The organism is Faecalicatena faecalis (genome assembly GCF_012524165.2).
Lineage (GTDB): Bacteria > Bacillota > Clostridia > Lachnospirales > Lachnospiraceae > Faecalicatena_A > Faecalicatena_A faecalis.
The window spans coordinates 1-15,487 of sequence record NZ_JABACJ020000022.1 but is presented as its reverse complement, the minus strand read 5'-3'; the positions used below and the strand labels follow the sequence as shown (position 1 = coordinate 15,487).

Annotated in this window: 11 protein-coding genes; 3 read left to right on the top strand and 8 right to left on the bottom strand. The window is 45.2% G+C overall.

What is annotated here, in order from left to right:
• Positions 1-21 precede the first annotated feature (21 nt).
• Positions 22-1,059: an AraC family transcriptional regulator gene (locus HGO97_RS18225; protein ID WP_216244360.1), complete on the top strand. Its 1,038-nt coding sequence runs from the start codon at positions 22-24 to the stop codon at positions 1,057-1,059.
• Here HGO97_RS18225 and HGO97_RS18220 read toward each other — a convergent pair.
• From HGO97_RS18220 to HGO97_RS18205, 4 genes are all read right to left on the bottom strand, one after another.
• The gene (locus tag HGO97_RS18220) at positions 1,052-3,343 is read right to left on the bottom strand and encodes an alpha-L-rhamnosidase (RefSeq protein WP_216244359.1); all 2,292 of its coding nucleotides are present in this window, start codon (positions 3,341-3,343) and stop codon (positions 1,052-1,054) included. The two genes, HGO97_RS18225 and HGO97_RS18220, sit on opposite strands and share 8 nt — an antisense overlap.
• A 192-nt stretch (positions 3,344-3,535) precedes the next feature.
• Positions 3,536-4,483: an AEC family transporter gene (locus HGO97_RS18215; RefSeq protein WP_216244358.1), complete on the bottom strand. Its 948-nt coding sequence runs from the start codon at positions 4,481-4,483 to the stop codon at positions 3,536-3,538.
• 32 nt (positions 4,484-4,515) lie between these two features.
• Positions 4,516-4,878, bottom strand: a complete 363-nt coding sequence (locus HGO97_RS18210; RefSeq protein WP_216244357.1) for a hypothetical protein — start codon at positions 4,876-4,878, stop codon at positions 4,516-4,518.
• A 109-nt stretch (positions 4,879-4,987) separates the two neighbouring features.
• Positions 4,988-6,298, bottom strand: coding sequence for a DUF977 family protein (locus tag HGO97_RS18205; RefSeq protein ID WP_216244356.1), 1,311 nt, complete (start codon positions 6,296-6,298; stop codon positions 4,988-4,990).
• A 389-nt stretch (positions 6,299-6,687) separates the two neighbouring features.
• Here HGO97_RS18205 and HGO97_RS18200 point away from each other — a divergent pair, with 389 nt between their 5' ends.
• Positions 6,688-8,931 (top strand): ribonucleoside-diphosphate reductase subunit alpha, encoded by a 2,244-nt coding sequence (locus tag HGO97_RS18200; protein WP_216244355.1) that lies wholly within the window; start codon positions 6,688-6,690, stop codon positions 8,929-8,931.
• 96 nt (positions 8,932-9,027) lie between these two features.
• Complete coding sequence (locus HGO97_RS18195) at positions 9,028-10,071, top strand: ribonucleotide-diphosphate reductase subunit beta (protein ID WP_216244354.1); 1,044 nt, start codon at positions 9,028-9,030, stop codon at positions 10,069-10,071.
• Positions 10,072-10,228: 157 nt separating this feature from the next.
• Here HGO97_RS18195 and HGO97_RS18190 read toward each other — a convergent pair whose 3' ends face one another.
• The 4 genes from HGO97_RS18190 to HGO97_RS18175 all read right to left on the bottom strand — a co-directional run bounded on the left by HGO97_RS18190 (position 10,229) and on the right by HGO97_RS18175 (position 15,295).
• A complete protein-coding gene (locus HGO97_RS18190) occupies positions 10,229-12,160 on the bottom strand; it encodes a glycoside hydrolase family 127 protein (protein ID WP_216244353.1) in 1,932 nt (643 codons plus the stop codon).
• Between the two features lie 21 nt (positions 12,161-12,181).
• A complete protein-coding gene (locus HGO97_RS18185; RefSeq protein WP_216244352.1) occupies positions 12,182-13,012 on the bottom strand; it encodes a carbohydrate ABC transporter permease in 831 nt (276 codons plus the stop codon).
• 1 nt (position 13,013) lies between these two features.
• A complete protein-coding gene (locus HGO97_RS18180; protein WP_216244351.1) occupies positions 13,014-13,919 on the bottom strand; it encodes a carbohydrate ABC transporter permease in 906 nt (301 codons plus the stop codon).
• A gap of 113 nt (positions 13,920-14,032) precedes the next feature.
• On the bottom strand, positions 14,033-15,295 hold the full coding sequence (locus HGO97_RS18175; protein WP_168866761.1) for an ABC transporter substrate-binding protein: 1,263 nt from the start codon (positions 15,293-15,295) through the stop codon (positions 14,033-14,035).
• Positions 15,296-15,487: the final 192 nt, after the last annotated feature.

The window sequence follows — 15,487 nt, the reverse complement described above, 5'->3', positions numbered from 1 at the left end:
AGTGAAAAGAGGAAACAACTCATGATGACCTTATCCGCACTGGACCAATATCTGAAGCAGTATACTCACGAAGAAACACAGCGCCTTAACGGTATCAAAAAAGACTATTCTAAATTTTCTCTTGTGAAAGGCAAATTTGATGCTCCATGTTACCGTTTTGATACAGATCTTGAAGATCTCCGTTCCTTATTTCTTTCAAAAAAAGTCCTGCCAAGCTATTACAATTTTGCCGTTGTAAAGCAGGATCGTTTTGAAAATGTGCCTCTACATATTCATGAGTGGCTGGAACTGGGATATGTCTATTCTGGTTCCTGCACAATGACTATAAATAACAATACCTTTGAACTAAAAGCAGGACAAATGATCCTGATCAGCCAGAATGCTCCTCACTCTGTTAAGAGATGTTCAAAAAATGATATTATTATCAATTTCCTGCTGTCGCGCGAATACCTGAATGGAACTTTTTTTGAACGGCTGTCTCAGGAGAATTACCTTACGCACTTTTTCATTGAGGCTCTGAACACAACAATGCAGACCAGCAGATACATTATCTTTTCCCCGGAAAAACAAAACCGGCTGGCAGATCTTGCCAACCAGTTTCTCTGTGAATTTTATTCTCCGTCCATAACATCCGGTCCTTTTTTAGACAGCCTCTTTACACTTATAACCTGCGAGATGATAAATCTGTTCCAGCATGACATGGTTCTGGATCACTCTTCTGTGGATCAGATTTACACCATACTTCGATATATTGAAACAAACTCCGCACACTGTACTCTTTCTTCTACTGCTGAGTTTTTTAACATGCACCCAAACTATCTCTCCGCATACATCCGGCAGCATACCGGAACCACTTACAAAGAACTTGTCCAGACGCAGCGGCTCTCACAGGCAGCAAAACTTCTCCGGAGCACGGCGCTTTCAACAAATGATATCAGCCTTGCTGTCGGATATCAGAATACCAGCTTTTTCTTCCAGCTGTTCCGTAAAAAATATGGGTGTACGCCTATGGAGTATCGAAATAGAGCCCATACCTCTGATACAACACATATTAACTAAAAATATGATACTCGTATCTTCCTGCCTCCACGTTGTCCTTCCGTCCATCCGGAAGGACAACCTCTGTTTCTACAGGTGTTTCTAACACGATATGCAGGGTCCCATCTTCCCCATAGCTCCACTCTGACCGAATTTCACCATGCCGGGAAACATAGCTCCCCTTCACACTCCCCAGCCGCTCATCCGGATACGGCTCAAAGTGTACCTTCGCAAATCCTGGCTCTAAAGGTCTGATACCCAGAATGTACTGGTAGTAAAATTCCCCCACACTTCCAAATGCATAGTGGTTAAAGGATACCATGTTTTCCCCGGAGGTCTGTACCTTTTCCTCGTTCACGGTACCATCCGGTTTCAACGCATCCCAGCGCTCCCAGGTAGTCGTCGCACCGTTTTTGATCTGGTACATCCATCCCGGACAGCCTTCCTGGAGCAGCATATCATATGCCAGACGTGTCTCCCCTGCCTCAACCAGCAGCGGCAGGAAATGCTCGGTAGCGAAAAATCCAGTCTCCATACCGTTCTTTTTTACATTCTCCACATATTTCTGCAGAACCTTGTCACGGAGCTCTCCTTTTGGAATCACAAATTTCAAAGCCATGATATAGGCAGACTGGTAGTCTTTTGCAACCGTTCCGTCCTTTTTTACAAACTTTTTAATATAGGCAGCTCGTGTCTTCTCAAGCTGCTCACGGTATCTCAATGCGTCCTCATTCTTTCCCAGCTTTTCCGCAGTCTGGGAGATGACCTCCAGATCGTGTACGATAAAGGAGTTGGATACCGGATTGTTATGCATGGCCTGCCAAGCCATATCTCTCCCCGGTGCCAGCCAGTCGCCTAAGGATGCACCAATCCACAGATTTTTTCTCCCCATTTTGCGGATCTCCGCCTCCACGAAAAGCTTCATACTCTCATACTGCCCGGGCAGTGCCTCCTCGTCACCGAACTGCCGGTACATCATTTCCGGCAGAATCGTCACCGCATTGCCCCAGCCAAGCATACTGATGAATCCAATTCCTGCCGAACCTGTTGCGGGTACAGTCGCACCGACATAGCCCTCCGTATTGTCCAACTGTCCTAAGCGCAGGTCGGTCAGAAAGTTCTTCCAGAAATCATGGGTATCAAAGTTATAGGCTCCTGTCAGTGCAAACACATGACCGTCCCCGGTATAACCCATCCGCTCATCTCTCTGCGGACAGTCGGTCGGGACTTCGACATAATTCGACTTTTGTCCCCATACCTGATTCTCGTACAGCTTCTGAACCATCGGGTGCGCGCAGTGAAAATCTCCGGTCCGTTTCATATCGGAATATACCGCATAGGCGGTAATCATCCCTGGTACATAGACTGCACCGCTTAGCTCCATGTAACGGAATCCCATATAGGTAAAACGCGGACGGTATTTTCCTATGTTGTGAGATACGCGGTTCTCAACTACCGGGGTTACTTGTGTATCTAAGTTAGATTCTGTATCTGCACTGATTCTGGCCGCAGAATGATAAACAATCGTTGCTTTTGCTTTTCGCAGATTATTGGTATATACACTCCCATCAGGATTTAAAATTTCTCCATGCCTGATTGTCACAACCTCCCCGGAAAAGTACTGCGGATCGATCTCCACAATCCCGGCAAAATTCTGCCCGAAATCCAGAATTGTCCTGCCGTCTTCTAAAGTGCTGACTACCTGGACCGGCATCTCTTCCTGTACCTGTACCTCCATGAGCGTTTTCTCCAGAGAATCCGGGATTTTTTCTGTGTAAAGGACTACATGGCCGATTACCTTTTCACTGTTCTCCAAGCCCGCATGATAAATTTCCCCATCGTATTCTCCTGCATATTCATAGGGCGATTCCAGTACTTCCACATCCATATCGGAACAGATCTGCTCCTGCCTTCCGTCTTCGTAGATCACGCACAGAATCCAGGCTGCTCCCGGTTTTTGTCCGTAGATCTGTGTCTTGTTCTCACACAAGAAACGTCCACAGTACCAGCCCTGCCCGAGATAGATCCGCAGCTCATTCTCCCCTGCCTTTAATAGTGAAGTAATGTCGTTCTCCTGATATAAGAGCCTCCTTGGATAATACGTATATCCTGGTGCATACATCTGTTTTCCGACTTTGATCCCATTCACGTCTGCCTCGTACATTCCCTGGGCCGTACTGGTCAAAATCGCTCTGGTTACCCTGCTCCCCTTATTCTCCAATGAGAACCGCTGCCGAAGGACTGCCACTTCGCCTTCCTTGTATTCCCCTTCTGTTGTGATAAATTTCTCTCTTAATTCTTGCATGGTATCGTCCTCTTCTATCATCTTGAATAAACTGCCCTGTGTTCTTCTTTCTGTCAGTAGAATCTTTCCTCACATTAAAATAGACTTAATCATTGACCATACTGCCAACGATTAAGCCTATTGTATAACACGAACTAAAACTGTGCGTTAAGATATTGCTTTTTTTGTTTGATTTTTAGTGAATTATTTTCCTCAACTGAGCAGTCCCATCTGTCTCAGTATCAGTATCGTAACAAACAGTGTAAATATAGAAACAACGCTGCTGAATACCACCAGCTGCCCGGCAAGCTGTTCGTCCGCTTCTGCCTGCTGAGCCATCACATAACTGGACACTGCGACCGGTGTCTGATAAGCCAGTAATGCCGCCAGAAGATCGGAATCCCGGTATCCCATCGCGACCACCATCGGAATAAAGATCAGGGGAAGGATGACCATCTTGACCGCAACCACGGCTCCTGCGATTTTCAGGTTTCCTCTTACCTTAGAAAAATCAAAATCCCCTCCCAAAATCAGAAACGCAATGGGTGTCGCCAGTTTTGCCAGATCATTCAGAGTCGTATCCGCCGCCTGCGGAAGCTTTACTCCCAGAAGAGACGCGATAATTCCCAGCACGGATGCGATAATCAACGGATTCTTCAGAATCCCTACAAGTACTTTCTTAAAATCCCGTTCCCTCTTCCCACCGAAAAAAGAAAGTGCAATAACCGCAAGGAAATTATACATCGGTACCAGGACCGCACTCAAGATAGCAGCGGTGACCGTATTGGCGGAACCATACATATTCTCCACCACCGCGACCCCGAATATAACGTAATTGCTCCTGAAAATCCCCTGGATCACCACCCCCTGCTGGTTCTCCTTTTTCACCACTCTTGGTACAATGAGACACAGCAGCACGAACAAAAGAAGCAGGCTGCCTGCCGCAAAAAAGCATAAGCCGCCCTGCATCTGTTCCCTGATGTTGCTCTGGTATATATTCCGAAACAGCATACAGGGCAGAAATACTTTAAATACTAAGGAATTCGCTTTTTTCAGAAGGGACTTGTCAGCAAGGGCCGTATAATTAGCTATCACATATCCTATCACCATCAGGAAAAATAGCGGGGCGATGACGTTAAAAGACAATATGATATTTTCCATTTATGCTCCTCCCGGCAGTCTTATTCTCATTCCTACTCAACACTCTCCAGAATCCCCCGCAGACTGCACATATCCCACCTTTTTTTATAAGTTTTCTGATTAAGTGTAATATGTACTCTCCTGAGCACCTTCTTTTTCCGCAACACAAATGCATTCAAATTCCCCTTAAAATTCTCATCCACACGGTGCATGTTATCTACGCTGGACCACACAGGCTTTATGCCGTCATCAAAGTTAACCACTACCTTAAGGTCACTGGGTATCTCTACCCCATCAATGGATGTCACCTCAAACAGCGTAGAATAACCTCCGCCCCGCAGACCATCCTCTTTGGCTTCAAACTCTTCTACAAAAATCTGCTTTAATGTCCGAAGCTGCTCCTTACTGTCAAACATAATGCGCCCTCCCTGACTGTTGTCTGTCGTAAATGTTTACTTATATCAAGTATAGCATGACTTCCTTGGTTTTTATAGTCGGGCAATTAGAATGGTGGTGTTAAAATCACTACAGAAATCGATAATGTGTATTCTTCCCTTTTCCCTCCTGAATAAGTTCTCCTCTTTCTGTCATCCTTCTAAGAAGACGTCCACTCGTTGTCTGTCCAATCCCCAGAAGTCTCTCCACCTGCTTTCGGGTGACTGCTCCCTGTTCTTTTGCCAGTTCAATTACAATTCTTTCACTATCATTTTCTTCCGACATGACCTGCTGTTTTTGATACTGAGATTCCTGATAATTAAGATTCGGCAAAATAATCTTAAATGCATTATCTGAGGTTATAATCTGAGGTTTCTTTCCACTTTCCTCATATGCATCCATAATCTTCCTTATTCCCGTGCCATAAGCTTCTATCAGCTCCAGCCGATAAAATATATTTGCAAGCTTTGCGTTACGACACACGGAAATTCCAATCATCACATCGTCCAGTGTCACACCTTGGACAAGCCCTCCGATTGATGTAAATTCAATCCTGTCCTCATAAATACTAATCAGTGTACTGGCTCTGAAAGAATATTCCCGATGCACAAGTGTATTCAGTAGTGCCTCTCTAATAGCCGCCTCCGGGTAGTCTCTCGAATCTATACGAAGAAGTTTATCAAAAGTAGAACGTGTCTGGTTATGAAAATCAATATAATCATACACTTCTCTCATTTGTCTGAACAAGGAGCCTGAGAACTCTTTACGATCCTTAAATATATTCTGATTTGTTCCCTCAAAAACAGCGGTCTTAATAGTATGCATACATTGTTCAGAAAGAAGCAGACCGAGATTTGTATAAATATCATCCTGGCTTAAAATCCCCAATGACTTCATCTGAACCAGACCAAAAGGAAGATTTCTATCTGAAAATTCCTTTTGTGCTGAATCAAAAGTCAATTCCTGCTCCAGGGAACGCATTTCTTCAAAGCTATCTCCATCTGTCTCTTTAATCATTCTTCGAATTAATGTATCTGTAGCCGGAACAGATGAATAGCCCTGACGTACATAGACACCTTCTGGACGCAGCCCTTTTTTAGCAATATAGTAAGGACGTTCTGTTCCACGCTGAATCTCCACGAAAACTATACATTTTCCTCCAATTTCCAGAGTTTCATAATGAAGGAACATTGTCAGATCTGGCTTAATGGCATCGCGGACCATATTGCTGATCTGCAGAGCCGTGCCATCTGGATCGTCCAAGCCAATTACCTCGCCGTTATCCTGAACACCTATATAGAGCTTTCCACCCTGTCCATTTGCAAAGGCTATGATTTCCTTTTTAATATCCTCTACAACAACAGCTTTTAATTCGACCGTCTCACTCTCCCGAAAAACCATAAATGCTCCTCCTTTTTTGTATTATTCTAACCATATTTTAACCATTCTAACCATTCTTGTCAATATTTATGGTTAGAATAGCCAGAATATGTTTTTACTTGATAGAAAGAGAAATATCCTAGTATTCAAATAGACATCTATACGCCCAGATAAAATGATGGTGGAATTGTTATTATTGAATATATCAACATATTGTGTTAATATATTTCCATCGCACTACAAATTGTATGATATAGCAGATATTAACAATCCACACCGTCGCTGGTCGGTGAACACGGGCCGTAGGAATCGCCCCCATAATTCTTCCCTGTGTTCTATGATAAGTATTTTATAATCAGTGCTCTATGATAAAATAAGAAAAATTGATAACAGAAAGGTGTATATAGAATATGACAGACCCAAAGACTATTTCATTTCCCGGCCTTCCCAAACTTCAAGAAGTCCTGTTAAAGATCCAGCATGATTTTCCTGAGGAGGAATACAAGATGGACATCTTGCATTCCCGTTTTCATAGTTTCCTGACACCCGGTCTTTCTGCCACGGAAAAGTTGGAATTTCTGATAAAGGCAGCCATGGAATTGACTACCCAGGAAGCTCCAAAGTGGGAGATGATCGCTTCCCGTTTCCGAATGCTCCAATTTGAACTCTCCGTAAAAAACACCATGGAAGCATTCGGTATCAAAAGCTTTTATGAAAAAATCCGCTGGCTGACAGATCTTGGCCTGTATGGAGACTATATTTTAGGCAATTACTCCAAGGAGGAGATTGATAAATTTGAATCCTGGATCTGCATGGAACGAAACGACCTCTTTCCATATTCAGGTCTGGATCTGCTGCTCAACCGCTATGTCATCCGCAGCAGAAAGGGGGAACCTCTGGAGACGCCGCAGGAGATGTTCATGGGAATCGCCATGCATCTCGCCATGAAGGAAAAGACGGACCGCAGCGGATGGGTAAAGCGCTTCTATGATATGATGAGCACCCTGAAAGTCACGATGGCTACTCCCACGCTGTCCAATGCAAGGAAGCCCTACCATCAGCTTTCTTCCTGCTTTATCGACACTGTGCCTGACAGTCTGGACGGAATCTACCGCAGCATCGATAATTTTTCCAAGGTCAGCAAGTTCGGCGGCGGTATGGGCATGTATTTCGGAAAGGTAAGGGCAAGCGGCAGTGCGATCCGGGGATTCGAAGGAGCTGCCGGAGGCGTCATCCGCTGGATCCGCCTGGCAAATGATACAGCAGTGGCAGTGGACCAGCTTGGAGTCCGTCAGGGTGCCATCGCCGTTTATCTGGATGTATGGCATCGGGACCTGCCAGAATTTTTAAACTTAAGGACCAATAACGGGGATGAACGAATGAAAGCCCATGATGTGTTTCCAGCGGTATGTTATCCCGATTATTTTTGGGAACAGGCACAAAGCAATATCGAGGGCGACTGGTATCTGATGTGCCCTCATGAGATTTTGACGGTAAAAGGATACGCTCTGGAGGATTCTTTTGGTGAGGAATGGAAGAAAAAATATCTGGACTGTATCCAGGATGAACGGATTCAGAAACGTATTATTCCTATCAAGGACATTCTCCGCCTGATTATCCGCAGCGCCGTGGAGACGGGGACTCCCTTTGTATTCAACCGAGACCATGTGAACCGGGCGAATCCGAACAAGCACAAGGGCATGATCTACTGCAGTAATCTTTGTACGGAAATTGCACAGAATATGAAAGAAATTGAGATGGTGGAACAGACCGTCCAAACAGTCGATGGTGAGACGGTTGTCGTCACAGTCACGAAACCAGGAGAATTCGTTGTATGTAATCTGGCTAGTCTGAGCCTTGGAAATATTCAAGTTGAGAATTTCGAGGAGCTTTCTTATCTGACGGAAAGTGCGGTGCGCGCACTGGATAATGTGATCGACCTGAACTTTTTCCCGGTGCCTTATGCTAAGGTCAACAATCAGAAATACAGACCCATTGGACTGGGCGTCAGTGGGTACCACCATATGCTCGCAAAGCGCGGTATCCGCTGGGAAAGCCAGGAGCACCTGGATTTTGTCGGAAAAGTATTTTCCGATATCCATTACGCCGCCGTGGAGGCCAGCAGCAATATTGCAGGGGAAAAAGGCAGCTATGACTATTTTGATGGAAGTGACTGGCAGACCGGAGAATATTTCCGGCAAAGAGAGCTGACGGAGGGCCGCTGGGCCAGGCTTGCTAAAAAGATAGCATCCCAGGGGCTGCGCAACGGTTATCTGCTGGCAGTGGCGCCGACGAGCAGTACCAGTATTATCGCAGGAACGACCGCAGGGCTTGACCCTATCATGAACCGCTACTTCCTGGAAGAAAAGAAAAATGGGCTGATGCCGAGAGTTGCGCCCGAGCTTTCCATGGAGAACTTCTGGTATTATAAGAACGCACATCTGATTGACCAGACCTGGTCTGTGCGCGCCTGCGGAATCAGGCAGCGCCATATTGACCAAGCGCAGAGCTTGAATCTGTACATTACCAATGAGTATACCTTCCGCGGTGTACTGAATCTGTACCTTCTGGCATGGGAGGAGGGCGTTAAGACCATTTACTATGTGAGGTCCAGAAGCCTTGAAGTTGAGGAATGTGAAGTGTGTTCTTCATAGAAAGTGAAGGCGGATATTGGTAGTCCATATTCACTCTTTTCAATTGTCCACCGACTTTTTGAAACGAAAGAAATTTATATAGCAGGAGAAAGTGCAATGACTGAATTAAAAAAGAAGCCTTTATTCAACCCCAACGGCGATACCGAAGCCGCCAAAAGAAGGATGATCGGAGGAAATACCACCAATCTGAACGATTTTAACCATATGAAATATAACTGGGTCAGCGGCTGGTACCGCCAGGCAATGAATAATTTCTGGGTGCCCGAGGAAATCAATCTGACCGTAGATATCAAGGACTATAAGCTCCTTCCTATGGCGGAGCGCAGAGCATATGATAAGATCCTGTCCTTTTTGATTTTCCTGGACAGCATCCAGACTGCCAACCTGCCCAATATCGGCGAGTATATTACGGCAAATGAAATCAATCTCTGTCTGTCCATTCAGGCTTTCCAGGAAGCGGTCCACAGCCAGAGCTACAGTTATATGCTGGATACGATCTGTGAACCACAGGAACGAAATCTGGTCCTGTATCAATGGAAAGATGATTCCCACCTTTTGGAGAGGAACGAGTTTATCGGAAATCTATACAATGAATTCCAGAAGGAAAAGACACCTGAAATGCTGGTGCAGACCTTAGTAGCGAATTATATCCTGGAAGGAATCTATTTCTACAGTGGATTTATGTTCTTCTATAATCTCGGCAGAAATCGACGGATGCCAGGGTCTGTGCAGGAAATCCGCTATATTAACCGGGATGAGAACACTCACCTCTGGCTGTTTCGAAGCATTTTAAACGAACTTGAAAAGGAAGAGCCGTCATTATTTACCTTTGAGAAAAAGGAAAAATACAGAGAGATGATCCGCGAAGGGTGTGAACAGGAAATCCGCTGGGGACATTACGTGATCGGGGATGAGGTCCAGGGGCTGAACCGGGAGATGATCACCGATTACATCCAGTATCTTGGGAACCTTAGATGCAGGGGGCTTGGACTTGCGCCCATTTATGAGGGACATGAAAAAGAACCGGAAAGCATGGAATGGGTCAGCCAGTATTCCAATGCAAACATGATCAAGACAGACTTCTTCGAGGCACGCAGCACCGCGTATGCGAAGAGCAGTGCATTGGTGGATGATCTGTAGAATAAAACATATGCCCAGAAGAGTAAGCAGCAGATAGTATCATCTTTCGCTTACTCTTCTGGGCACTGTCAATTAAATTTCCATTCGCTGTTCAGGAACTGTTGTCCGGTCATACATTTTATTTAAAATCAAAGTAATAATGCAGCATCTTTGGTTTTTATATCAGTTCTTTTACCCATACTGTCATCTCTCCCATCCCCCGGTTATTCCAATATGCATAAGGAACCGCTTTTAGTATCACATCTGACAGAGTGACAGGATGTTCTGCATATAGTTCCTCTTCCTTCCAGGCAGTCTCCTGCATCCGTTTTCCTTTCAGAACAAGCTGTATGATCCCACCAAATAGCGTGGATTGAACCTCCTCGATCTTCTGATCTGTAGGAATAAATAATTCTGACAGGTTCTTCCCATTGTCAGCCTCTTCCAGACAGTATACTAAAGGACCCTTTACAATGGCCGTCTTTCCGCAGTCAGCACGTACATTTGGATTGGCACGGACAAACTTCGCCGGTGCCTCAAATGTGACTGTGACCTCTATCTCCTCTGTCAATGTCAGGTAGGCATAACCTTTTTCCACCTGATATTCTACCTGCTGTCCATTAGCGCAGACCTGATAACTCTGGGCATACGCAGGTATCCGAAGTGCCAGCTTGATTCCGGCTGCAGGGACATTTTTCACCTTAATACAAATCCGACTGTCAAATGGGAATTTTGTTTCCATGGAAACATGAACTTCCTCTCTACCAATCTCTATTTCTGTTTCATTGGAAACGAAAAGATTAACATACACTGCCTCTTCTCCGACAGAGTAAATATACTGCCCCAGAGAAGCAAGTGTCCTTGCGATATTCGGAGGACAGCATGCTACTCCAAACCATTTCTGCCTGACAGGCTTCACATGCTCTTTTGAGGTATGGTCCATACAGTTATCCGGCCATACTTCCAGCGGATTTACATAAAAGAAACTCTTCCCATCTAAAGCAATTCCCGCTAACACGGTGTTATAAAGGGCTCTTTCTACCGTATCAATATATGAAGCATCCTTTGTAATATTTGCCATTCTGATTCCAAACATCGCAAGACCGATAGATGCGCAGGATTCCGCATAATTACAATCATTCGGCAGATCATAGTCCGTGGTGAATCTCTCCAGGATTCCCGAAGCTCCGATCCCCCCCGTAATATACATCTGTTTCTGCACAATATTCTTCCAAAGCCGTTCACAGCTTTCCATCAGTTCTTCATCCTTATATTCGTATGCCAGATCTGCCATGGCACTGTACATATACACTGCCCGCACTGCATGGCCCTCTGCCGCCTCCTGCTCTCTGACCGGTCTGTCAGACTGGGAATAGGCCGGCTGATAGCCTGCAAATTCAGGAAAAATATTCTTGTAATCGGGAGCACTCATTTCCTGCAGAAAATAATTTTCCCCGATTCCTCTGGCATCAATAAAATACTTTGCCAGATTCAGGTATTTTTGTTCGCCCGTCACCTGATACAGCTTGATCAGCCCGATCTCTACCTCCTGATGTCCCGGGTAGCCGTGAATTTTTCCCTCTTCTGTTCCAAACGTATCACACAGCAGATCTGCCAGTTTCAGCACCACCTCTAAGAACTTCTTTTTTCCGGTCCCCTGATAGTAAGCTACCGCCGCCTCCATCATATGTCCGGCCGTATAAAGTTCATGTCCCTCACATAAATTTTTCCATCTGCGTTCCGGTTCCTTAACAATAAAATATGTGTCCAGATATCCGTCCTCCTGCTGTGCCTCGGCAATCAGGTCGATTACCTCATCCGCCGTCTTTTCCAACTCAGGATCTTTATTTGCTGCAAGAGTAAACCCTACCGCTTCCAGCCATTTTGCAATATCCGTATCCTGGAAGACTGCACCATAAAATTCCCCTTCTTTCCTACCCGCAGCAATCGCAAAATTTTCCAGACAGTGGGATGGTTCGGCATCCGGTATCCTGTCATTCATCGCGTCCCACTGGTACGGGATAATCGCGTCCTTCACCAGGTTCACATGTTTTGACCAAAACTCATCCGTAATCTTGATTTTCTGCAAATTTACAGAATGTAATTTCATTGTACTGCTCCTCCTTTGCGCCTATGCCTTCACTGCTCCATTTGTCAGGCCGCTGACGATATATTTCTGCATAAAGATGAAAATCAGGACTACCGGCAGAATCGCAATGATACCGAATGCCATTGTCGCATTCCACAAGGTCTGATACTGCTGTACGTAATTATAGATACTAGACGTAATCGGCCTCTTATTCGGATCTGTCATAAATGTGATTCCATAAATCAAATCTCCCCATGCATACACAAAGGAAAATACCGCTGCTACCACGACACCCGGCTTTGCGATTGGAAGCATGACCTTGGTAAAGGAAGTGATGCTGTTACATCCGTCAATCTTAGCCGCCTCATCCAGCTCCTTTGGAATGGACAAGAAATAGGTTCTCAGAATGATAATACTAAATGGGATTCCCAAAGTCGCATCTGCCAGAATCGGTGCCAGGTAAGTATTGAGCAGCCCCATGTTTGAAAACATGATATACAAAGAGGTCAGAATCAAAGTGGACGGAAGCATCTGGGTCATCAGAAAGTATAAGATAAGTACTTTCCTGCCGCTGAACTTAAATCTTGCAAGTCCGTAAGCCGCCGGGATGGAGAGAATCGTTGAAATTAACGTCGCACCGCATCCGATGATGAGGCTGTTCTTAAATCCGCGCAGTGTATCGCTGGAGGCGGACAACTGTGCCGCAAACGCATCCAGTGTAAGATCTTTCGGCCACAACGGCGTCGGAATCTGAAAGATTTCCACCTGTGTTTTCAATGCCGTGACGACCATCCAGTACAATGGGAAAATGAAGATGATAAAAACAAGTGCTCCAATTATAAAAAACTTCCAATTTCCTTTCTCATTTTTCATCTTACATCACCTCTTCCTCATCATTAATCAATTTAATATAGAAAATCCCTACTACGAACAATATCAGGAACAGTATATTCGCCGCTGCGGCACCCTTGCTGAACTGGAACTGTTCAAAGGATAATTTATAAGCGTATGTAGATACCAGCTCTGTGGCATTGACAGGGCCGCCCTTTGTCATGACCCATACGAGGTCGAATACCTTGAATGTATAGACAAATCCAAGTGTCAGCACAGACATGATTGCCGGGCGGATCATCGGGATTGTTATGCGGAACAAAGTCTGGAACTTATTTGCCCCATCCAGTTTCGAACTTTCATAGATTTCCTCCGGTATCGTTGTCAGTCCCGTAATCAGAAGCATCATGTTAAACGGAATCCCGATCCAGATATTTGCCACTACAATCGCAATCATCGCAAGCTTCGGGTCTAACAGCCACTCTAAAGGGGCATCGATCAGATGAAGTGACATAAACATCTGGTTAATGATACCGCCCTTGCTTGCAAACATAAACTTGAACAGAAGCCCTGCGACCGTAACAGGCAGCAGCCAGGAAATCATAGTTACACCCCTAAAGAATGAACTTCCCTTAAATTTTTTGCTGAACAGCAGTGCCAATCCAAATCCAATAAAAAACTGGAAGAAAATAGAGGCTACTGTAAAAATCAGTGTATTTCCGATTGCCGCTGTCAATATAGCATCTTTTCCTTCGAACAGCTCTTTATAATTCGCAAATCCTACAAACGCCTGTTTTGAAGCATCTGAGAATGTATATACATCTACATTCTTAAAGCTCAAGATAAAGTTCTGTATCATAGGCCAGCCCACAAATACCAGCATATAAAGTGCTGCAGGGAGCGCAAAGATAAATCCGGCTCTTCTTCCAGAGTCATTCCCCTTTTTCATCTCATCCCATCCTTTCTGAATCTCTGTTTAATAAAGTCTGCGCCTGTGGCTTCTTCCTGCCACAACCGTTTATGAAAGAAAAGAGACAGGGGTTGGCCTGTCCCTTTCTGATACTACTTTTCGGATGCTTTCACCTTATCTACTGCTGCCTGGGTATCCTCTGCTGCCTTCTCAGGTGTCTTAGCGGAAGTCATAACTTCCTGGAAGCCTGTCTGAATCGCATCTGAATATTCCGGCCAGGATGCACTTGGTCCTCTCGGGATAGAAGTTGTGAGCTGCTGGATAAATTCTTTCTGAATCGGATCATCTGTCCAATAGGAATCCTGTGCTGCCTCTGTCTTTGGAGGGAAGGAGCCATACTCTTTCATAGCATTTACCATGACATCTGTCTGATCATAATATTTCATGAATGCAATTGCTCCGTCCATGTTGTCTTTCTTAACTGCACCCATGTTCTCACCGCCGAGAATGGATGTTGCCTGTTCTGAATTGGCATCTTTTTTAGGAAGGACTGTTACACCATAGTTCAAATCCGGTGCATCTTTCTCGATTCCAGGAATCTGCCATGGGCCGTTCTGCTGCATAGCCAGGTTGCCTGCCACAAAGTTATTGTTGACATCTGATTGTGTCCAGTTTACGCAGTCCTTTGACCAGGAGCCTTCTGACACCATTTCCTGCATTAACTTGTAGGCATCGATTCCGTCTCCGATGTTCTGGTAGTCTCCCCCTGCTGTATATAACCACTGCAGACACTGGAATGTCCCCTCATCTGTTCCAGTCGCTGCGTTACCAAACCCTGCGACCCCATCTTTCGTCAGCGCTTTTGCCATCTCACGGAACTCTTCCCATGTAGTATCTGTATTTGGATACTCTATGCCTGCCGCATCAAACATATCCTTGTTGTAGAATAAGGCAGTACAGTTCGTTGCAAATGGAATTCCATAATGCTTGCCGTCAGCCATGGTAGATGCCATAGGTCCTTCCAGATATTCATCCCATGCAATGTCAGCGTCTGATACATCTCCGAACAGATCCATCTGTATGAAGGATGCCATTCCACATCCGTCCAGGATTACCAGGTCTGGCAGCTCACCGGATGCCATTCCGAGTGTCAACTGCTTTTCATAATCTGCAAATGGAACATATACATGAGATGCCTCGTACTCATCCTGGGAGCTGTTGAACCCTTCCAGTATATCTTCCATCATTTTTTTCTGTGCATCTGTTTCAAAGTAATCCCAGATAACTACCTCTTCTTTTCCACCGGAATCCTTCTTGTTGTCGGATGAAGAGGAACTATTCCCTCCACTGCATCCTGTCACCAGGCCTGCTACCATAGCCAGACATAAAAGTGCACTTACAATCTTCTTTCTCATACTTTCCCTTCCTCTCTTAAAGCACTGCTTTATTTGTTACATTGAGTATAAAAAAAGACGCACCTCTTCTAAAGTCTAAAAAGTCGCCTCCACCCGTAAAACGGGTGGCTCGGGACGCGGGCTCTAAGCCCGCCCTACTAGGCCGCGCCTCAAGGCGCTGACTTTCTCTTTCATGCCATGGGAAGCCTGCCC